This is a genomic window from Serratia sp. ASV30 (assembly GCF_016428815.1).
Classification (GTDB): domain Bacteria; phylum Pseudomonadota; class Gammaproteobacteria; order Enterobacterales; family Enterobacteriaceae; genus Chania; species Chania fonticola_C.
In genome coordinates this window covers 1-21,378 of record NZ_JAELTL010000002.1, presented here as the reverse complement: position 1 = coordinate 21,378, position 21,378 = coordinate 1, and the positions used below count along the sequence as shown (strand labels likewise).

At 53.4% G+C, this 21,378-nt stretch carries 18 protein-coding genes; 9 read left to right on the top strand and 9 right to left on the bottom strand.

The annotated features are described in order from the left end of the window. Nucleotides 1-252: 252 nt before the first annotated feature. The 7 genes from cyoE to JHD74_RS00880 all read right to left on the bottom strand — a co-directional run bounded on the left by cyoE (nucleotide 253) and on the right by JHD74_RS00880 (nucleotide 7,612). The gene (cyoE, locus tag JHD74_RS00910) at nucleotides 253-1,143 is read right to left on the bottom strand and encodes a heme o synthase (RefSeq protein WP_074030765.1); all 891 of its coding nucleotides are present in this window, start codon (nucleotides 1,141-1,143) and stop codon (nucleotides 253-255) included. Nucleotides 1,144-1,160: 17 nt separating this feature from the next. Continuing rightward, nucleotides 1,161-1,499 carry a cytochrome o ubiquinol oxidase subunit IV gene (locus JHD74_RS00905; protein WP_024483939.1) on the bottom strand — a complete coding sequence of 113 codons (339 nt, stop codon included), beginning with the start codon at nucleotides 1,497-1,499 and terminating at the stop codon, nucleotides 1,161-1,163. Next, nucleotides 1,500-2,114 carry a cytochrome o ubiquinol oxidase subunit III gene (locus JHD74_RS00900; RefSeq protein ID WP_024528376.1) on the bottom strand — a complete coding sequence of 205 codons (615 nt, stop codon included), beginning with the start codon at nucleotides 2,112-2,114 and terminating at the stop codon, nucleotides 1,500-1,502. After that, nucleotides 2,104-4,095, bottom strand: coding sequence for a cytochrome o ubiquinol oxidase subunit I (cyoB, locus tag JHD74_RS00895; RefSeq protein ID WP_021180174.1), 1,992 nt, complete (start codon nucleotides 4,093-4,095; stop codon nucleotides 2,104-2,106). The genes JHD74_RS00900 and cyoB overlap by 11 nt, the downstream gene beginning before the upstream one ends. A 4-nt stretch (nucleotides 4,096-4,099) precedes the next feature. Next, a complete protein-coding gene (cyoA, locus tag JHD74_RS00890; RefSeq protein WP_065683925.1) occupies nucleotides 4,100-5,056 on the bottom strand; it encodes a cytochrome o ubiquinol oxidase subunit II in 957 nt (318 codons plus the stop codon). A gap of 445 nt (nucleotides 5,057-5,501) precedes the next feature. Continuing rightward, nucleotides 5,502-6,980 carry a muropeptide MFS transporter AmpG gene (gene ampG / locus JHD74_RS00885; RefSeq protein WP_024483942.1) on the bottom strand — a complete coding sequence of 493 codons (1,479 nt, stop codon included), beginning with the start codon at nucleotides 6,978-6,980 and terminating at the stop codon, nucleotides 5,502-5,504. A gap of 53 nt (nucleotides 6,981-7,033) precedes the next feature. Further along, a complete protein-coding gene (locus JHD74_RS00880) occupies nucleotides 7,034-7,612 on the bottom strand; it encodes a lipoprotein (RefSeq protein WP_021180171.1) in 579 nt (192 codons plus the stop codon). A gap of 353 nt (nucleotides 7,613-7,965) precedes the next feature. Here JHD74_RS00880 and bolA point away from each other — a divergent pair, with 353 nt between their 5' ends. The 9 genes from bolA to JHD74_RS00835 all read left to right on the top strand — a co-directional run bounded on the left by bolA (nucleotide 7,966) and on the right by JHD74_RS00835 (nucleotide 18,820). Continuing rightward, nucleotides 7,966-8,280, top strand: coding sequence for a transcriptional regulator BolA (gene bolA / locus JHD74_RS00875; RefSeq protein WP_021805484.1), 315 nt, complete (start codon nucleotides 7,966-7,968; stop codon nucleotides 8,278-8,280). A 364-nt stretch (nucleotides 8,281-8,644) separates the two neighbouring features. Next, the gene (gene tig, locus JHD74_RS00870) at nucleotides 8,645-9,949 is read left to right on the top strand and encodes a trigger factor (RefSeq protein WP_024528379.1); all 1,305 of its coding nucleotides are present in this window, start codon (nucleotides 8,645-8,647) and stop codon (nucleotides 9,947-9,949) included. Nucleotides 9,950-10,370: 421 nt separating this feature from the next. Next, the gene (gene clpP / locus JHD74_RS00865) at nucleotides 10,371-10,994 is read left to right on the top strand and encodes an ATP-dependent Clp endopeptidase proteolytic subunit ClpP (RefSeq protein WP_021180167.1); all 624 of its coding nucleotides are present in this window, start codon (nucleotides 10,371-10,373) and stop codon (nucleotides 10,992-10,994) included. Between the two features lie 207 nt (nucleotides 10,995-11,201). Further along, nucleotides 11,202-12,473, top strand: a complete 1,272-nt coding sequence (gene clpX / locus JHD74_RS00860; RefSeq protein WP_021180166.1) for an ATP-dependent protease ATP-binding subunit ClpX — start codon at nucleotides 11,202-11,204, stop codon at nucleotides 12,471-12,473. Nucleotides 12,474-12,666: 193 nt separating this feature from the next. Further along, nucleotides 12,667-15,021, top strand: coding sequence for an endopeptidase La (gene lon, locus JHD74_RS00855; protein WP_021805482.1), 2,355 nt, complete (start codon nucleotides 12,667-12,669; stop codon nucleotides 15,019-15,021). A gap of 217 nt (nucleotides 15,022-15,238) precedes the next feature. After that, nucleotides 15,239-15,511, top strand: a complete 273-nt coding sequence (gene hupB / locus JHD74_RS00850) for a nucleoid-associated protein HU-beta (protein ID WP_004954599.1) — start codon at nucleotides 15,239-15,241, stop codon at nucleotides 15,509-15,511. A gap of 170 nt (nucleotides 15,512-15,681) precedes the next feature. Continuing rightward, the gene (gene ppiD / locus JHD74_RS00845; RefSeq protein WP_161739667.1) at nucleotides 15,682-17,562 is read left to right on the top strand and encodes a peptidylprolyl isomerase; all 1,881 of its coding nucleotides are present in this window, start codon (nucleotides 15,682-15,684) and stop codon (nucleotides 17,560-17,562) included. A 269-nt stretch (nucleotides 17,563-17,831) separates the two neighbouring features. After that, nucleotides 17,832-18,209: a ComEA family DNA-binding protein gene (locus tag JHD74_RS00840; RefSeq protein WP_199061306.1), complete on the top strand. Its 378-nt coding sequence runs from the start codon at nucleotides 17,832-17,834 to the stop codon at nucleotides 18,207-18,209. A 197-nt stretch (nucleotides 18,210-18,406) separates the two neighbouring features. Then, on the top strand, nucleotides 18,407-18,820 hold the full coding sequence (locus JHD74_RS00835) for a thioesterase family protein (RefSeq protein ID WP_024528382.1): 414 nt from the start codon (nucleotides 18,407-18,409) through the stop codon (nucleotides 18,818-18,820). A 524-nt stretch (nucleotides 18,821-19,344) separates the two neighbouring features. Here JHD74_RS00835 and queC read toward each other — a convergent pair. Both queC and JHD74_RS00825 read right to left on the bottom strand, forming a co-directional pair. Further along, the gene (gene queC, locus JHD74_RS00830; protein ID WP_024528383.1) at nucleotides 19,345-20,043 is read right to left on the bottom strand and encodes a 7-cyano-7-deazaguanine synthase QueC; all 699 of its coding nucleotides are present in this window, start codon (nucleotides 20,041-20,043) and stop codon (nucleotides 19,345-19,347) included. A gap of 164 nt (nucleotides 20,044-20,207) precedes the next feature. Further along, on the bottom strand, nucleotides 20,208-21,378 hold a 1,171-nt coding region (locus tag JHD74_RS00825), incomplete at its 5' end, for an ABC transporter substrate-binding protein (RefSeq protein WP_199061305.1).

Sequence of the window (21,378 nt, the reverse complement as noted above, 5' to 3'; positions counted from 1 at the left end):
AAGTAAGCTCCTGGGGATGAGCAAGCTTGTCGCCTAGCTGCAACTTGAAATTCATAGGGTATCGAACCTATTCCAACAGGTTAAGCGGGGGACTTAGCCAGTTGGAATAGCCTCGGCAAAGTTGCGTCATTCTAGTGCGTAGGGCAGGGGGGGTAAATCGAATGTTGTTTAACAGATATTACAGTTGGTGTGCTTTTCTCCGAAACAAATAAAATGGGCCGCTAAGCGGCCCATTCGCAGATAACCGCTGTTTTACCAAGCGTAGGTCAACAAGGTTTCCGGTGTCGCACTGGCACTGAAATCGATCGACATCATTACGCTGAGTGAGGTAATGGCCACGATTGAGAACACAAACAGTTTGCGCGCCCAGACGCTGTCATTTTCCGCTTTGTAGCCGCGTAACGCCATGCCTAGCCACCATACGCTCACCGCCGCTGCGACGATCAGGTATTTGTAGCCAGCATAACCGCCAAGGGTCAGCATCAGCGTGGCGATCATAAACGCCAGGATGTAGAGCGTGATGTGGTTTTTGGCAACGGAGATGCCTTTCACCACCGGCAGTACCGGGATGTTGGCTGCCTGGTAATCTTTAAAGCGGAAGATGGCAATCGCATAGGAATGCGGCATCTGCCACAGGCTGAAGATGGCCAGCAGGATCAATGCACCAGCGTCAAACTCGTTGGTGACCGCGCAGTAGCCAATCACCGGCGGCGCGGCTCCAGACAGGCTGCCGATCAGCGTGCCGTATACCGAGTGGCGTTTCATGTACAGGCTGTAAACGCCGACATAAACCACAAAGCCCATCACCGCCAGCCACATGGCCAACGGGTTGGCTGCGATATACAGCAGTGCAAAACCAGCAATACCCAGCAAGGTAGCGTAAACCAGGCTCACACTCGGCGTGATCAGGCCTTTTACCAGCACCCGGTTCTTCGTTCTCTCCATTTTCTTGTCGATGTCGCGGTCAATGTAGTTGTTAAATACACAGCCCGAGGCAACCACCAACGAGACCCCTAACAGGGTGGCGAGAAACAGGGGATAGTCGATGCTCCCTTTGGAAGCGAGCAGGAATCCCCCGACGACAGAAATTAAATTACCGAAAATAATTCCTGGTTTAGTTACTTGCAGGTATTGCTTAATCATCACGTCCAGCTCTGCTCTTAATCGACCATCATGTTGATGTTGAGGTTGTACATAATCCAGAGTGAACCCACAACAACGATACCGATGATCATAGCGGTGAACAGCAATGCCACCAGGTTCCAGCGCTCTTCCGATGAGGTGTTCATATGCAGGAAGTAAACCAGGTGAACGATCACCTGGATAACCGCCATGCCGACCACAACCGCCAGGATGGTGGAGTGAGAGGCGCTGCCGCTCATCACCATCGCAAATGGAATTACCGTCAGAATGACCGACAGGATAAAGCCGGTCAGATATGACTTCACGCTACCGTGGCTTGCGCCGCCGTGAGAGGTATCATGGGATGAATGGCTCATTTACATTACCCCCAGCAGGTAGACAACGGTAAATACGCAGATCCAGACCACGTCCAGGAAGTGCCAGAACAGGCTCAGGCACATCAGACGGGTTTTATTGGTTGGGTTCAGGCCACGCTTGCTCACCTGAATCATCATGATGATGATCCAGATCAGGCCGGTGGTCACGTGCAGACCGTGAGTACCCACCAGCGCAAAGAAGCTGGAGAGGAACGCACTGCGATCTGGGCCGTAACCTTCGGCGATCAGGTGATGGAATTCATAGATCTCCATCGCCACGAAGCCGACGCCAAACAGGAAGGTCAGGAACAGCCAGGTGTTAACGCTGCTTACCTTGCCCTTGTTCATGCCGATCATCGCCATACCGTAGGTGATGGAGCTGAACAGCAGGAGGAAAGTTTCAACCAGTACAAAATTCAGGTCGAAGATATCTTTCCCAGTGGGACCGCCCGCGGTCCCGTTCACCAGTACTGCATAGGTTGCGAACAAGCTCGCAAACAAAATACAGTCGCTCATCAGGTAGATCCAGAATCCGAAGACCTTGGTTTCTCCTGCGTCGTGGTGCCCATGCTCGGCATGGGCTGCGCTATGGTTGGTCAGAGTATCAGTTGACATGTTTCACGCCTGCTTTGCTGATTTGTTCATAGTGTTGGTTCTCAATGCGCTCGATCTCATCAACCGGCACATAGTAATCAACATCTTCATCGAAGCTCTTGACGATCCAGGTCACGATCATGCCGACGAAGCCAGCAATCGCCATCCACCAGATATCCCAGATCATCGCGAAACCAAATACCAGGCTGAAGCCAGCAATAATCACACCGGCGCCGGTATTCTTCGGCATATGAATCGGCTCGTACTTCGCGGGTTTCTTATAGGCTTCGCCTTTTTCTTTCATGTCCCAGAACGCATCACGATCGTGAATTTCTGGCACTACGGCGAAGTTATAGAACGGAGGTGGTGAAGATGTTGACCACTCCAGCGTACGTGCACCCCACGGGTCACCGGTCAGATCGCGGTTCTGCTCGCGGTCACGGATACTGACGTAAACCTGGATCACTTGGCACAGGATACCGCAGGCAATCAGCGCTGCACCGCCAGCCGCAACCAGCAGCAGAGGGTGGAACTCAGGATTGATATTCTGGCTGATACGGCGGGTCATCCCCATGAAGCCCAGTGCGTACAGCGGCATAAAGGCAACGAAGAAACCGATGATCCAGAACCAGAATGCGCGGATACCCCAGGTCTCATTCAGACGGAAGCCGAAGGATTTAGGGAACCAGTAGGTCAGGCCAGCGAAGCAACCGAACACCACACCACCGATAATCACGTTATGGAAGTGGGCAATCAGGAACAGGCTGTTGTGCAGCACGAAGTTGGCACCCGGTACCGCCAGCAGCACGCCGGTCATCCCACCGATGGAGAAGGTGATGATGAAGCCCACGGTCCACAGCATCGCGGAGTTAAGCTGAATACGGCCTTGGTACATGGTGAACAGCCAGTTGAAGATTTTCACCCCGGTCGGGATGGAAATGATCATCGTGGCAATCCCGAAGAAGGCGTTAACGTTGGCGCCTGACCCCATGGTAAAGAAGTGGTGCAGCCAAACGATAAACGACAGGACGGTGATCGCGATGGTTGCCCATACCAGTGAGGTATAGCCGAACAGACGTTTCTTCGAGAAGGTGGCGGTAACTTCAGAGAAGACACCGAACACTGGCAGAACCAGGATATACACCTCTGGGTGACCCCAGGCCCAAATCAGGTTGATGTACATCATCATGTTGCCGCCCATATCATTGGTAAAGAAATGGGTGCCCAGATAGCGATCCAGGGTCAGCAACGCGACGGTGACGGTCAGGATTGGGAAGGAGACGATGATCAGCACGTTGGTACACAGTGCTGCCCAGGTGAATACCGGCATCTTCATCATCGGCATGCCAGGGGCACGCATCTTCAGGATGGTGGCGAAGAAGTTCACACCGGTCAACAGGGTACCCAGACCGGAAATCTGCAGACTCCAGATCCAGTAATCGACCCCGACGCCAGGGCTGTATTCCTTACCCGACAACGGTGGATAGGCCAACCAGCCGGTCTGTGCGAATTCACCGACACCCAGCGAGATGTTGATCAAGACCACGCCGACCACGAAGAACCAGAAGCTCAGGGAGTTCAGGAACGGGAAGGCAACGTCGCGCGCACCGATTTGCAACGGAACCACCACGTTCATCAGACCCACCACGAAAGGCATTGCCATGAAGAAGATCATGATGACGCCGTGCGCGGTAAAGATCTGGTCGTAGTGGTGCGGCGGCAGGAATCCGGCCTCACCGGCAGACGCGAGCGCCTGCTGGCTACGCATCATGATGGCATCAGCAAAACCACGCAGCAGCATGACCATGGCCACGATGATGTACATGATACCGATTTTTTTATGGTCGACCGAGGTCAGCCATTCGCTCCACAGCCACTTCCATTTGCCGAAATACGTGATCAGCGCCAGCAGGGCCAGCCCACCAACGATGATTGCAGCAACGGTGACCATGATGATCGGTTCATGCAACGGAACCGCATCAAGTGTTAATTTTCCCAACATCAGATTATTCCTCGGCTCCGGCGTGAGCATGTTCACTCATGTCCATACCCTGGCTCATGTCCATGCCCTGGTGCGCGGAAGAAGCTTCTGCGCCTTTGTGCATGTGCATATCACCCATGAATTTGCCAATAGTCTCTTTGAACAAATTCGGTTTGACACTGGAGAAGTACTCAACCGGGTTGTTTTCACTCGGCTCTGCCAGTTTGTTAAAATCGCTGGTGGCGTTAAGGGTATTAGACGATTCTTTCACCTTGGCTACCCACTGATCGAAGTCGCCTTCGGTCGGGGTGACAATGGCGGTGAATTTCATGCCGGAGAACCCGCGGCCACTGAAGCTGCTGGAAATACCATCGTATTTGCCCGCTTCGTTGCCGATCAGGTGCAGTTTGGTCTGCATCCCGGCCATCGCATAAATCTGCCCACCTAACTGAGGAATAAAGAACGAGTTCATTACCGAGTTAGAGGTGACTTTGAATTCGACTGGAACATCTTTCGGGAAAGCCAACTCATTAACGGTCGCGATACCCTGCTCTGGGTAGATGAACAGCCATTTCCAGTCTAACGACACCACTTCGATGGTCATTGGCTTTTTGTCGGCGACAATCGGCTTGAATGGATCCAGCGCGTGGGTTGTTTTCCAGGTTATGGTGCCAAGGATGGCGATGATAATGATTGGAATGGTCCAGACGACCGCTTCAATCTTGTTGGAGTGTGACCAATTCGGACTGTACTTGGCGCTCTTGTTGGAAGCACGATACTTCCAGGCAAAGGCAAATGCCATGAAGATCACTGGCACCACAACGATCAGCATCAAGCCGATTGCCGTGAGGATCAGTCTCCGTTGCTCAACACCTATTGCTCCTTTGGGATCCATCAACACCATATCGCAACCGCTTAGCATAACGGTGGCGACAATTAAGGATAACATCCCAATACTTTTATTGTATTTCTTAAGTCTCATCTAACGACCCCAATTACCAAGGCTCTATATTGTCGTTTCATGTGTGCGGGCATTTTACGGGAAGGTTGCAGTACTGTAAACATACTTAAGAGAGTGTCAGCGGCTTGTTGACACTTTCTGTTAAGGGGGTCACACATGTAACGTTAGGTGACAATTTACTAATGGCAACAATGTGTTGGCGAGCTGAATCGTTCCGGGGGGATGCTATGTCATGGAAAACCAAGGGTATGTCAGGATATCGCGTCAGCGGTGGCGATGTTTGAATAGGCGCAAAAAGGTTTATTTAATGTAAAATTTTTGTTTTGTTGAGGTGAATTAAAATCTATTTCCGAGCGTTTTACTCGGGTAAAAAAATAGCTTTGGTAAAAATATTAAATTTTTAACGAAATAAATTCGTTTTTCTGATGCTTTTTTGTTGGCCGAATTTTATCGGCCAACAAAAAAATCACGCTAATTGCGTTCGGCGCAACGCCAGGTAGTCCAACAGGCTACCCATGATAATCCCCACCAGGCTCAGCATGGCACCGGTTTGCAGCAGCTGCACGGCGAGGTTGGGCCAATCGGTCCAATCCAGCGCGTTGGCGATCAGCAGCAGCAACCATACGCCTAGCAGCGAGCAACCGGCGCCCAGCAGGCGTAGTGCCCAGCGATAGGCGGCACGAAACTCAGTGCGTGGCATAAAGTTGTCGGTGCGTTGCGTGTACTCCAACGTCTGGCGGCAGATTAACAGCAGCAGCAGGCCTGGAACCGCCGCCGCGATGGAGAACAGGTAAAACAGTGGCCAGCCATGAGCGGTCACGAACCAACCGGCAATTGGCCCGACGTAAACACGGCCAACGGCGGAGAGCGCCGAGAGCAGGGCAAACTGGGTGGCGGAGAAGGATTTGTTGCACAGGGTCATCAGCAGGGCGACAAAGGCTGCGGTGCCCATGCCGCCACACAGGTTTTCCAGGAAAATGGCGCTGCCCATCGTCAGGATGTTTTTAGCGGTGATTGCCAACAGCCAGTAACCGATGTTGGATACCGCCTGCAAAATGCCGAACAGCATCAGCGCCCGGAACAGGCTGAGACGCTGCATCAAGACGCCGCCGAACAGGGCCCCGACGATGGTGGCAAACAGACCGAGGGTTTTATTCACCAGGCCGACCTCGCCGGCATCGAAGCCGACGCCGCGGATCAGAAAGGTGGTGCTTAAACTCCCGGCAAAAGCGTCACCCATCTTATACATCACGATCAGCAACAGGATCAGCCAGGCATTGTTACGGGCGAAGAAGTCACGCAGTGGAGCGACTACCGCCATCTCGAGGGTGCGCGGCGCAGGAATGCTGTCGTCCGGTTCCGGTGCCATCAGCGTAGCGGCTACGCCAATTAGCATCAGCCCGGCCATTAGCCAGTAAGTCGCCTGCCAACCGAAATAGCGATCGGCCAGCCACAGGGCCAGCCCGCCGGAGACCAGCATTGCCAGGCGATAACCCAGTACCGACACTGCGGCCCCGGCCCCGCGTTCTTCGGCCGCCAGCAGATCGGTTTTGTAGGCGTCAAAAACAATATCCTGTGAGGCAGAACAGAATGCCACCACCACCGCCAGCGTGGCCAGCCACCACAGATGCTGTGACGGATTCATAAACCCCATCGCCACGATGGCCACTACCAGCAGCAACTGGCTGATCAACAACCAGCCACGTCGCCGCCCAAGGAACGGGGGAGTGTAGCGATCCATAAACGGAGACCAGAGGAACTTGAACACGTAGGCCTGACCCACCAGAGAGAAGATACCAATGGTTTTCAGATCGAGGCCTTCGACGGTCATCCAGGCTTGCAGTGTGCCGGAGGTTAATGCCAACGGCAGCCCCGAGGCAAAGCCCAACACCAACAGGATGACGGAATTACGCTGGGTAAAAATATTCAGATACTGTTTCGACATGAGATCCCGATCTGCGCTGCCCTGTAAACCGAGCAGCGCGAGGCATTGCCTGATTAACGTGCGTTTTGCTTGATAAAGTCGTTGACGCTGGTGTCTTGAGCCATATCGGCGATGACGTCACCCAGCACGGTGTTGACCGCATCGGTGATTTTTTCATTGCTGGCGGTGAAGGCACCCTGCACGTTATAGGTAGAACGGTAGTTCTTCACCTGCTTGTTGCCGTTTTTGGCCTGCGCGATGATTGAAATATCCGCTTTGGTGGTGATGTTGTAGCGCAGGTTGCCTTGGGAAACGTCGGCAAACAGCGTATTCACTACGATCTGCAAATCAACCGCACCTGATGGCCCAATCATATAACCACGCGCGCCCATTTGCTTTTCCAGCACTTCTTGTAGCAGGAAGCGCAGATCGCGCGATGGGGTCAGGGTGATCAGTTGGCCGTCACGGTTCACTTTGGCTAGCGCCTGATCGGGGCGTTGGTCTGCACCGTTAATGCTGATAGTGATCCCTTGCAGGGTTGGGTCCTGCTGTGGCAACACGATCTTCGGGGTTACGTTCAGCGTATTGGTGCTGGTCGCACAGCCAGCTAACAGCAGTGCAGCCAGCAGAGGAAGACAAAGTTTTTTTAACATTATGACTGTCTCATCAATCGTGGTTTTATACCCGGTGCTGTTCAAGCCCGCGGGCAGGGTTGTGGGTGCTTGATAATCAAAGCGCTAGAGTCAACGATAAATTGCCGCCATCATAGCATTGCCAACAACGGGTGGAAGTGTTGAAGGTGGCCGTAGCGTAAATTTTTCCTCAACCAGGATAAAAACAGGCTTTTTCGAGTGGCTCAATCGGATAAACCTCAACTGAGCCACTTTTATTGATGAATTTTTCGGCATTGTGTCGTGGGATTTACGATAGCCATGTTCTGGCGGGGGCAAAACCGACTAATATTAAAGTAGAACCTGGTAGCCTGCCGGTGTTGTAAGGAGATCCTATGATCCGCGAGCAAATAGAAGCAAAGTTAAGGGCGGCGTTTGAACCCGCGTATCTGGAAGTGACTGATGAGAGCTATCGGCATAACGTTCCTGCTGGATCCGAAAGTCATTTCAAGGTGGTGTTGGTGAGCGACCGCTTTGTCGGCGAACGGTTCCTGACCCGGCATCGCTCCATTTATGGCGTGTTGGCGGAAGAACTGGAAAACGGCGTACACGCGCTGGCACTGCATACCTATACCCTGAAAGAGTGGGAAGGACTGCAGGATACGGTGCCGGCTTCGCCACCTTGCCGTGGGGCGGGCACATTAGCTTAATACCTAAAATTTACGGTATCAGTGGAACTTTTACCCGTATTTAAGGTATTACTACTGACGAATTTTGCAACGGCCTGCGGGCCGTTGCTGTTTTTGACGACGACAAAGCCGAAGGTGTTTGCAGCTCTGATGGCCATGGCATCAAGGTATTTGGGCGAAAAATCGGCAAAAGTGTGATTTTTAACGCGCCAGTGCTGCCTTGCCATCCTCGACTAGCTACGCTTGCGCCGCTATAATGTCGCGTCTATTTTTTCCGGAATGGTTTCGGAACGCTCTCGACATCAGGGAACTCGGTTTTTAATGTAGCCGTCCTGGTTCTTGGAACGGAGTTGACCGAGCACTGTGATTTTTTTGAGGTAACAAGATGCAAGTTTCAGTAGAAACCACTCAAGGCCTTGGGCGCCGTCTCTCTATTACTGTACCCGCTGATGTTATCAATCAGGCAGTAAAGAAAGAGCTGATCAACGCAGCTAAAAGCGTACGTATCGACGGTTTCCGTAAAGGCAAAGTGCCGATGAACATCGTCGAACAGCGTTATGGCGCCTCTGTCCGTCAGGACGTGCTGGGCGATTTGATGCAGCGCAACTTTGTTGACGCGATCATCAAAGAGAAAATCAACCCGGCCGGTGCACCAAACTACGTACCGGGCGAGTATAAAGAAGGCGAAGATTTCGCTTTCACCGTGGAATTCGAAGTCTATCCAGAAGTTGAGCTGAAAGGCCTGGAAAGCATCGAGGTTGAAAAACCTGTGGTTGAAGTTAACGACGCCGATGTGGATACCATGCTGGAAACCCTGCGTAAGCAGCAGGCGACCTGGAAAGACACCGACGGCGCAGCCACTGCTGAAGACCGCGTGACCGTTGACTTCACCGGCTCTATCGACGGTGAAGAGTTTGAAGGCGGTAAAGCCGCTGATTTCGTTCTGGCTATGGGCCAGGGCCGCATGATCCCAGGCTTCGAAGAAGGTCTGGTGGGTCATAAAGCCGGTGAAGAGTTCACCATCGACGTCAACTTCCCAGAAGATTACCACGCAGAAAACCTGAAAGGGAAAGCGGCCAAGTTCGCTATCGTGCTGAAGAAAGTTGAACAGCGCGAGCTGCCAGAACTGACCGAAGAGTTCATCAAGCGTTTCGGCGTGGCTGATGGTTCTCTCGCCGGTCTGCGTACCGAAGTGCGTAAAAACATGGAGCGCGAACTGAAAGGCGCCGTGCGTAACCGCATCAAGACTCAGGCTATCGACGGTCTGGTCAACGCTAACGAAATCGACGTGCCAGCGGCACTGATCGACGGCGAAGTCGACGTTCTGCGTCGTCAGGCTGCACAGCGTTTTGGTGGCAACGAGAAGCAAGCGTTGGAACTGCCACGCGAACTGTTCGAAGAGCAAGCCAAACGTCGCGTTGTGGTCGGTCTGCTGTTGGGCGAAGTGATCAGCACCAACGATCTGAAAGCCGATGAAGATCGCGTTAAGACCCTGATCGAAGAAATGGCTTCCGCCTACGAAGATCCGAGCGAAGTTGTTGAGTTCTACAGCAAAAACAAAGAGCTGATGAACAACATGCGTAATGTTGCTCTGGAAGAACAAGCGGTAGAAGCCCTGCTGGCTAAAGCGAAAGTGACTGAAAAAGCCACTACCTTCAGCGAGCTGATGAACCAGACTCAACAAGCGTAATGCTGGTTGATGCCAGGAGCGACCTGATGGCAGGTCCACTGCCGTAGCTGGGAGTTCCTTACAAGGCCCGTAACTTTGGTTACGGGCTTTTCTTTTGCCACGTGACTGATTAATCTCGGCTTAACTGTGGCAATATGCACTATATTTATTGGGTCGAGGACGAATGGCGGCGGCGGAAGGCCAGTGGTTGTGACCTTGCCTGCCACACAGGGATGTTGGTGAAATTGTTCACCGGGCTTGAAATGCGCTCTGTGACCCCCCAATTCCTACAACAGTATGGGCCGCTTTATCCGCCTGGCGGAATGATAGCGCCGTCAAATCAGTGTGGAGCCTGTCGATGGCTTGAACGTAGTCATGATGGCCGTTCTCAAGTAGAATCGACAGACAATGGCGCCAAGGCAATTTCTATTAGGAGACGGTAATGTCATACAGTGGCGAACGAGACCAATTTGCACCTAACATGGCACTGGTGCCGATGGTGGTAGAGCAGACTTCGCGCGGGGAGCGTTCTTACGATATTTATTCCCGCCTGCTGAAAGAGCGCATTATCTTCCTGACCGGCCAGGTTGAAGATCATATGGCTAATCTGATCGTGGCACAGATGTTGTTCCTCGAGGCAGAAAGCCCAGAAAAAGACATTTTCCTGTATATCAACTCGCCGGGTGGCGTGATCACGGCTGGTATGTCAATCTATGACACCATGCAGTTTATCAAGCCGGACGTCAGCACCATCTGTATGGGGCAGGCGTGTTCCATGGGGTCGTTCCTGCTGACGGCAGGCACCAAGGGCAAGCGTTTCTGCCTGCCAAACTCCAGAGTGATGATCCACCAGCCGCTGGGCGGCTACCAGGGCCAGGCAACGGATATTGAAATCCATGCGCGTGAGATCCTGAAGGTGAAGGCTCGCATGAATGAGTTGATGGCACAACATACCGGCCAATCGCTGGAACAGATCGAACGTGATACCGAACGTGACCGCTTCATGACGGCGGAAGAATCGGTAGAATACGGTCTGGTCGACAGCATTCTGACGCACCGCAGCTAAAACTATACCCGAAGGGTCGCAAGCTGTAGTGCATACCTGTTGCCTGAAAGGTTATGGGTAGCGCGCGGCTTGCGGGCCGATAGGCTATAGTATTCAGAGCGGGCCTGGCTCGCTTTAAACAGCGTTATCGGCGTTCCCGGTATAAAGTTTGGGCGCATTGTCGCCGCGTAATGGTGCGGGACAAAGACAAAAGAAGAGGTTTGACTCATGACAGATAAGCGCAAAGACGGTTCAGGAAAGCTGCTGTACTGCTCTTTCTGCGGCAAAAGCCAGCATGAAGTGCGTAAGCTGATTGCCGGTCCGTCAGTGTATATCTGCGATGAATGTGTTGATCTGTGTAACGACATTATTCGCGAAGAGATTAAAGAAGTTGCGCCGCATCGCGAGCGTAATTCATTGCCGACACCGCACGAAATTCGTCACCACCTGGACGATTATGTTATCGGTCAGGAACAGGCGAAAAAAGTGCTGGCGGTGGCGGTCTATAACCACTACAAACGCCTGCGTAATGGCGATACCAGCAATGGCATCGAACTGGGTAAAAGCAATATTTTGCTGATCGGCCCAACCGGTAGCGGCAAGACCTTGCTGGCAGAAACGCTGGCACGTTTCCTGGATGTGCCTTTCACCATGGCCGATGCCACAACGTTGACCGAAGCCGGTTACGTGGGTGAGGACGTGGAAAACATCATCCAGAAACTGTTGCAGAAATGCGACTACGACGTGCAAAAAGCCCAGCGTGGCATCGTCTATATCGATGAAATTGATAAAATTTCACGTAAGTCAGACAACCCGTCCATCACCCGTGACGTTTCGGGCGAAGGCGTGCAGCAGGCGTTGCTGAAGCTGATCGAAGGCACGATTGCGGCGGTTCCACCACAGGGTGGGCGTAAACATCCGCAGCAGGAATTCCTGCAGGTGGACACCTCCAAGATCCTGTTTATCTGTGGCGGTGCGTTTGCCGGCCTGGATAAGGTGATTGGCCAGCGCGTTAACACCGGTTCCGGTATCGGTTTTGGTGCCACGGTGAAGGGTGAATCTGAAAAAGCCACCGAAGGCGAACTGCTGTTGCAGGCAGAGCCGGAAGACTTGATCAAATTTGGTCTGATCCCGGAGTTCATCGGTCGTCTGCCGGTGGTTGCCACCCTCAGCGAACTGAGTGAAGAAGCACTGATCCAGATCCTGAAAGAGCCGAAAAACGCCCTGACCAAGCAGTATCAGGCGTTGTTCAATCTGGAAGGGGTAGATCTGGAATTCCGTGAGGAAGCGCTGAACGCCATCGCCAAGAAGGCCATGACGCGTAAGACCGGTGCCCGTGGCCTGCGTTCGATTGTAGAAGGCGCGCTGCTGGACACCATGTACGATCTGCCGTCGCTTGAAAGCGTAGATAAAGTGGTGATCGACGAATCGGTGATCGCTGGCCAATCCAAGCCGTTATTGATTTACGGCAAACCGGAAGCGCAGGCTTCTGGCGAATAATTAGCCAGTCAAACCAGAAAGTTAATCGTAAAAGGGGGATTTTATCCCCCTTTTCTTTTTCTCGACATTGTTACCGTTGAATGTCAGAGATTCATCCCCATATACTCATAATCCAGATTTTGTGAAACGTTTGATGCTTGCGTCTCATGAGATCCCCCTAATCCTGGCGGAAATTAAACTAAGAGAGAGCTCTATGAACCCTGAGCGTTCCGAACGCATTGAAATCCCCGTGTTGCCATTGCGCGACGTGGTGGTTTATCCGCACATGGTGATCCCGTTGTTTGTTGGCCGGGAAAAATCGATTCGGTGCCTCGAAGCCGCAATGGATCACGATAAAAAGATCATGCTGGTGGCGCAGAAAGAGGCCTCGACGGATGAACCTGGCATTAACGATCTGTTCTCGGTAGGTACCGTTGCATCGATTTTACAGATGCTGAAACTGCCGGACGGCACGGTCAAGGTGCTGGTCGAAGGTTTACAGCGTGCGCGTATTACCACGCTTTCCGACAGCGGTGAACACTTCGCTGCCCAGGCTGAATATCTTGAATCACCGGCTATCGACGAGCGTGAGCAGGAAGTCCTGGTGCGCACGGCGATCAATCAGTTTGAAGGTTACATCAAACTGAACAAAAAAATTCCACCGGAGGTGCTGACTTCATTGAACAGCATCGACGACGCTGCACGCCTGGCGGATACCATCGCCGCGCATATGCCGCTGAAACTCAGCGACAAGCAGTCGGTGCTGGAGATGTTCGATATCACCGAGCGTCTTGAGTACCTGATGGCGATGATGGAGTCGGAGATCGACCTGCTGCAGGTTGAGAAGCGCATCCGTAACCGCGTCAAGAAACAGATGGAAAAGAGCCAGCGCGAGTACTATCTGAATGAGCAGATGAAGGCGATTCAGAAAGAACTGGGCGAGATGGACGACACGCCGGATGAACACGAGGCGTTGAAGCGCAAGATCGAAGCGGCCAAAATGCCGAAAGAAGCGCGTGAGAAAACCGAAGCGGAACTGCAAAAGCTGAAAATGATGTCGCCGATGTCTGCGGAAGCGACCGTAGTGCGTGGCTATATCGACTGGATGATCCAGGTGCCGTGGAATGCGCGCAGCAAGGTGAAAAAAGACCTGCTCAAGGCGCAGGAAGTGCTCGATACCGATCACTACGGCCTGGAACGCGTCAAAGACCGCATCCTTGAGTATCTTGCAGTGCAGAGCCGCGTCAGCAAAATCAAGGGCCCAATCCTGTGCCTGGTAGGGCCTCCTGGCGTAGGTAAAACCTCGCTGGGGCAGTCGATCGCTCGTGCGACCGGCCGCCAATATGTCCGTATGGCGCTGGGCGGCGTACGTGACGAAGCGGAGATTCGCGGTCACCGCCGGACTTACATCGGCTCCATGCCGGGTAAACTGATCCAGAAAATGGCCAAGGTTGGGGTGAAAAACCCGCTGTTCCTGCTCGATGAGATCGACAAGATGTCATCCGACATGCGTGGCGATCCGGCTTCAGCCCTGCTGGAAGTGTTGGATCCGGAACAGAACGTGGCGTTTAACGATCACTATCTGGAAGTGGATTACGATCTGTCCGACGTGATGTTCGTGGCGACCTCGAACTCGATGAACATTCCGGCACCGTTGCTGGACCGTATGGAAGTGATCCGTCTTTCCGGCTATACCGAAGACGAAAAGCTGAACATTGCCAAACAGCACCTGTTGCCAAAGCAGCTTGAACGCAACGCGTTGAAGAAAGGTGAGTTGACAGTGGATGACAGTGCCATTATCGGCATTATCCGTTATTACACCCGTGAAGCCGGGGTGCGTAGCCTGGAGCGTGAAATTTCCAAGCTGTGCCGTAAAGCGGTCAAGTCGCTGCTGATGGACAAGAAGCTCAAGCACATCGAGATCAACGGCGAAAACCTCAAGGACTATCTGGGCGTTCAGCGTGTTGACTACGGCCGTGCGGACACCGAAAACCGCGTAGGCCAGGTAACCGGGCTGGCGTGGACGGAAGTGGGCGGCGATCTGCTGACCATTGAAACCGCCTGCGTACCGGGCAAAGGCAAGCTGACCTACACCGGTTCTTTGGGTGAAGTGATGCAGGAGTCTATCCAGGCTGCATTGACCGTGGTACGTGCACGTGCAGAGAAGTTGGGCATCAACGCCGACTTCTATGAAAAACGTGATATCCACGTCCACGTGCCGGAAGGGGCGACGCCGAAAGACGGCCCAAGCGCCGGTATTGCCATGTGTACCGCGCTGGTTTCCTGCCTGACAGGCAACCCGGTGCGTGCCGATGTGGCAATGACCGGTGAGATCACCTTGCGTGGTCATGTGTTGCCGATTGGTGGCCTGAAAGAGAAGCTGCTGGCGGCACACCGTGGCGGTATCAAAACCGTGCTGATCCCTTACGAGAACAAGCGCGATTTGGAAGAGATCCCGGACAACGTCATTGCCGATCTGGAGATCCACCCGGTACAGCGAATCGATGAAGTTTTGAACATCGCACTGGTCAATCCGGCCTTCGGCGCACAGCCGGTAGCGGTAAAATAGTGACGTATAGCAAAAACCATTGATAAAACTCATGCTGGCAAGCCAATTCGGACTTGCCAGTATTTTTTTGTGCCGCTAAGTTAGATCCCTGTCGGCTCGCGTTTCGTCGCCGTTTGGTGGCTTGCCAAGGCACGACGGGATTGATATAACAGCAGCGCTGTCGTAACCGTAGGGATTTTTTCGGTGCGACGTTTTGAATTCTAGAGGGGATGATAGAGTGAATAAGTCACAACTGATCGACAAAATTGCCGCGGGTGCTGATATTTCTAAAGCGGCAGCAGGGCGTGCTTTGGACGCAATTATTGCTTCCGTTACCGATTCCTTGAAAGAAGGGGATGACGTGGCTCTGGTTGGTTTCGGTTCTTTCACCGTGCGTGAGCGTTCAGCTCGTACCGGCCGTAACCCGCAAACGGGTAAAGAGATCAAAATCGCGGCAGCCAAAGTTCCGGCTTTCCGTGCAGGGAAAGCCCTGAAAGACGCAGTAAACTGATTACGGCGTTTCATCGCATCGCGTCGCCGGTAAACAATCACCTGACGCAGCGGTATTGGTAAGGTAAGATATAAGGCGCATCAGGTTGATGCGCTTTTTTTATTTTTGTCGCAGGGAACGCGCCTGCACAAGGGTTGTTAATCCACATCACAGCGGAGTGTTGTCACACTATGATGGACAATTTACGCGCGGCTGCTAACCACGTCGTGCTAAAAATCATCCTGGGGCTGATTATCTTGTCATTTCTTTTGACTGGAGTAGTCAGCTATCAGGGAAGTGCCGGCGATTACGCTGCGAAAGTAAATGGCCAGGTGATCGAACGCGCCCAGCTGGAACAGGCTTTCCAGAGTGAACGTAGCCGTATGCAGCAGGAACTGGGTGACCGTTTCTCTGCCATGGCTGGCAACGAAGGTTACATGCAGCAGATGCGCCAGCAGGTGCTGTCTCAACTGATCGACAAGTCGCTGCTGGACCAGTACGCGAAGACGCTGGGCCTGAGCGCCAGTGACGATCAGGTGAAAGAGGCTATCCGTCAAGAAGCCTATTTCCAGACGGACGGTAAGTTCGACAACGCCAAATATCTCGACCTGATTACCCGTTCGGGCTTTAGCGCAGATCAATATGCGCAATACACGCGCCAGCGGTTAATCAACCAGCAGATGATCCAGGGCTTCGGCGGCTCCGACATCGTCCCACCAAGCGAAGCAGAGTCTATGGTTGCCCTGGTTCTGCAAGAGCGCGATGTGCGCCTGGCGACGATCGATCTCAATGCCATGATGGCCAAGCAAACCGTCACCGACGAAGAGCTGAAGGCCTTCTTCGAGCAGAACAAAAACAGCTTCATCGCACCCGAGAAGGTGAAAGTGAGCTTTATCCCGCTGGATGCCGCGGCATTGCAGGATAAAGTGACCGTTACCGAAGCGGATATCAGCGCCTATTACGATGGGCATCAAAGCAGCTTTGGCCAGCCGGAACGCAAAAAATTCAGCGTGATCCAGCTGAAAACCGAAGCGGATGCCAAGGCAGTATTGGAAGAGCTGAAAAACGGTGGTGATTTCGCTGCGTTGGCGAAAGAGAAATCTACCGACATCATCTCGCGCCGTACCGGTGGCGAAATGGACTGGATGGAGCCAGATACCACGGCAGACGAACTGAAACAGGCTAACCTGACCGAGAAAGGCCAACTTTCTGGCGTAGTGAAGTCTTCAGTGGGTTACCTGATCGTGCGCCTGGACGATATCAAGCCTGCGCTGGTGAAGCCATTGAGCGAAGTGCATGATGCTATCGCCAAGCAGATCAAGCAGGAAAAAGCGGTAGATGCCTACTATGCGCTGCAGCAGAAAGTCAGCGAAGCGGCGACCAGCGATAACGAGTCTCTGGCCTCAGCGGAAGAAGCTGCGGGTATCAAGGCGGCTAACACCGAATGGTTTACCCGTGACTCTGTTCCTGCTGCGTTGAACTTCAAGCCGGTTGTGCAGGCCATCTTCGATGGTTCGCTGATTGGCGAGAACGGCGCACCAGGCAGCAACTCTGACGTCATCACCGTTGACGGTGACCGCGCGTTCGTGATCCGCGTTGTGGCCCATCAGCCGGAAGGGATTGAACCTTTCGACAAGGTGAAAGATCGCGTAACCGCGATGGTCAAACACAACAAGGCACTGCAAGAAGCCAAACTGCAGGGTGAAAAACTGCTGGTTGAGTTGAAGCAGGGCAAAGGCGATGAGGCGATGAAAGCCGCAGGTCTGAGCTTCGGCAGCGTACAGAAAATGGCACGCGCCCCGGAAGACAGCCAACTGGTGGAAGCCGTATTCGCACTGCCGCATCCGGAAGCCGGTAAAGTGGTTTACGGTATGTCACAGGATGCTCAAGGGAACGTGGTGTTGATCGCCCTGGATAGCGTTAAGCCAGGTACGTTGCCAGCAGACGAAATGAAAACCTTCGTCAGCAACATGGAGAAAGGAAGCGCTAGCGTGACCTTCGATGCCTTGCTGACTAATCTGCGCAAAGAAGCCAAGATCAAAATGGGTGCCGCTGAGCAACAACAGCCGTAACTTGTCCCCTATGGATTTCAAGTTGCAGCTAGGCGACAAGCTTGTTTATCCCCAGAAACTTACTTTTCGTCAGTGACTGGGGTGAGCAAGTGCAGGTAACAACGCTGCAGCTTGGAAGACGACGGGGATTCGCACCGCATTTTTTTGCAACAGCTTGAAAGACTCAAAGGCCGCTTTCGCGGCCTTTTCCACATTTAAACTCTGCCAATTGCCGATCTTCCGCCGCTGCGGCAAGGTAACCTTGCTGTCAAACACAAGGAGGATACAGCATGCAACTTAGCGAAAATAAAGCCATTACCCGTTTTACCGTTATCCGCCAGCTACTCCTGGCGGCGGCGCTGTTTGGCCTGATAGGGAACTCAGCCATTGCCACAGAGAAACCCTCTCTGGGGCAACCACAGGCCGCTGCGGTATCGCCTAAGGTCAGCCTTGAAGCGCAAAGCGAGGGGGAAGCCAAGGTCAGCATTAACCAGGCAGATGCAGAGGCGTTAGCCAGCATGTTGAACGGCGTAGGGCTGAAAAAGGCGGAGGCCATAGTGCGCTACCGCGAACAGAACGGGCCGTTTAGTGAAATAGACCAGCTACAAGAGGTGCCGGGGATCGGTCCCTCCTTGGTGGAAAGAAATCGTGATCGACTGAAAATGTGATCCCGCTCGCGGCTGCGTGGCAAAGTGGCCTCGCAGCCGCGCTGCTCTGCTACATTTTACAGGTCATACCAGTCATCCATCGCAAACTCTTTGCCCAAGCCCTGCGGTACAAGCATGCGGCCTGCAAGGAGGGATATCACTGAACGGGTATGCCGGTATTAACTCGCTATCACCAGAGCAGGAGCGGTTGTTTCACTATGCAGACTTATATCAAAGTTCGTGGCTATCATCTTGATGTCTATCAACACGTTAATAATGCCCGGTATCTGGAATTCCTGGAAGAAGCGCGCTGGGAGTGGCTGGAGGATCTGGATGCTTTCCACTGGATGACGCAAAACAACATCGCGTTTATCGTGGTGAACATCAATATCAATTATCGTAAGCCCGCCGTATTGGGGGATAAGCTGCGCATCGATAGCCAGATGCTGCAACTCAATGGCAAGAGCGGCGTGCTGAGCCAGCAGGTATTGCTGGAGCCTGAGGGGACCGTGGTCGCCGACGCGACGCTGACCTTTGTCTGTATTGATTTGAAAACCCAGCGGGCACTGCCGATTGAAGGCGCATTGCGTGAACACCTGGTGGCACTACAGCAGAAAGATGCTGAGGGCTGATGAAGCATCGTGCTCGTCATGCCCCCTCACCCTAGCCCTCTCCCACAAGGAGAGGGGACCGAACGTGCCAGTGGTTATTTCTCTCACAACCTGACCATCGGTAAATGAAAGGGGCGGTGCTACAGGAGTATCTCAGTACCTGATGGCAACACCGTATCAACTCATGGAAGGGATGACTCTTGCTTGGATGGCAACACGGTATCAACTCATGGAAGGGGGGACTCTTTCCTGGATGACAACACCATATCAACTCATGGAAGGGATGACTCTTTCCTGGATGGCAACACCGTATCAACTCATGGAAGGGGGGACTCTTGCCTAGATGGCAACACCGTATCAACTCATGGAAGGGGTGACTCTTTCCTGGATGACAACACCGTATCAACTCATGGAAGGGGTGGCTCTTGCCTGAATGACAACGGTGTACCAGCTCCCTCTCCCTGTGGGAGAGGGTTGGGGTGAGGGGACCCAACGATGGCTTAATCTGACTTATTGAGCGGCATTGCCGCCGCCCATGAAGTGGCTTAAACCAACCCGGTTTTCCGCTTCAGGCTGGCCATCACGCCGACCTTGTCCTGCTGATACTGCTGCAATCCGTTGGCGCGCAGGTGGCAGGCCGCACATTCACCGCAGCCGTCGCCTTGAACGCCGTTATAACAGGTGAGCGTCTCATGGCGGATGCGTTCCAACTGCTGGTAATAATCCGCCAGCGCCCAGGTTTCAGCCTTGTTGAGCCACATCAGCGGGGTTTCAAAGCGAATATCACGGGCAATCCCCAGTACAATGGCCTGATTCAAGGCCTTGACAAACTCGTCGCGGCAATCCGGATAGCCCGAGAAATCGGTCTCGCATACCCCGGTGATCACGGCTTCGGCTTCCACCTGGTAAGCATAAATTGCCGCCAGGGTGAGGAACAGGATGTTGCGCCCCGGCACAAAAGTGCTTGGCAAGGCATCGGTCTGTGAGCTGTCGTAGGTGGGAACCGGGATGTTATCGCGAGTCAAACTGCTGATGGCCAGCTCATTGAGCAACCCAACGTCCAAAACCTTGTGCGCCTTGGCTCCCAGAGTTTGGCATAAGGCCTGGGCCACCTCGATTTCGGCGCGATGACGCTGGCCGTAATCGAACGTGATGCAGTGAACTTCATCATACTGTTGCAATGCCTGGATCAAGCAGGTCGTGGAGTCTTGTCCACCGCTAAAAACGACGACTGCGCGTTTCATAAATCTACCTTCTGGCTAGGGCCATTCCCGATGCACATTCGGGCGGCCGGTTTATGCCCTTTGCTGCCAGGCTACAGCTTGACTGGCCATAGCCTGGCGCTATTGGGCTTCATAACACACATGCGGGGATGCTATCAGAAATGTTCGCCACAGCGTAGGGTAACCTAATCATCCAGCGGCGGTGGCAGCCAAGCCTGGCAAAAATCAAACCAGCCGTAGGCGGTGAGCATCACACCATGTATGCGGGGAGGGGCACTGACCTGATACTGATAGTTGAATAGGGGAGTGAGGATTGCGGCTCCCATCAACTGTTGATAATACGCTTTTAGCTGGCTGAAGCGCTGCTGCGGTGCTGGGCATTGCTGGATCTGTTGCAGGGTCCGCTGTTGGTGCTGCCAATCCTCTTCTCGCAAAATTCCTTGCCACAGCAAATCGCGACGTAGCCAGCTTTCCAACGTCGCTTCCGGAGCTTCACCAATCAGGTTATCGGCCAGCAACAGATCGGCTTGGGCTATCTGCTCGGTACTTTGCCAACGTTTGCCGGAATAATAGCGGATCTCTAATTGGCAGCCATGGTCCGCCAGCAATTGTTGCAAAGCCTGAGTTACGCTCTCTAGTTCGATCGGTGGATGGTACAACAGCGTCAACTGAGGTGGCAGTTCAACGTCCTGCAGGACGTCATGCTCAGGGATCGCCCAGCCCGGCAGCATTTCATGACTTGGTATAATCACGCCCTGCTGGATGGGCAAGCTGGCCAGCAGGCCGGATCGCTGGATCAGCATCAGCAGCTTTTGCCCTTGGGCTTCACTCAGTACGCCACGGCGCTGGTTAATCGCCAGGTAGCACCACCCTTGGCTCATACTGCGTTGTACCGGCCGTGCCAGTGCCAGTTCTTCCTGTTGGCCGATAGTGATGCGTACCGGGTGCAGGCAACTGGTATCGGTACTGTGGGTTGGTAACTCTGGCGTGATCCAGTATTCGATGCTTTCCAAATAGGGATGTTGCAGATGGTAGTAAGGATGTTGTTCCAGCCGCACCATATGCGGCTCGTTTAGTGCCAGCTTAAAGGGACCTGCACCGAGGGTCGGTAACTCTGGATGTGTCATCAGGCAGGGCAGTTCTGCCAGCCGGTGCGCCAGCCAATAATCGGGCATTTGCAGCTCGAACTGGATGCATAGTGCATGTGGCAGGCTGATTGTTGCCACGCTGCTCAATAATGGCTGACTTCGCGGATGGTGTTGCAGGGCGTTGAGGGTTTGCAATAGCTGTTGGCCGGTCAAGGCCTCGCCGTTATGCCAGCGCAGTTGACTGCGTAGAAAGAACTGCCAACGCAGG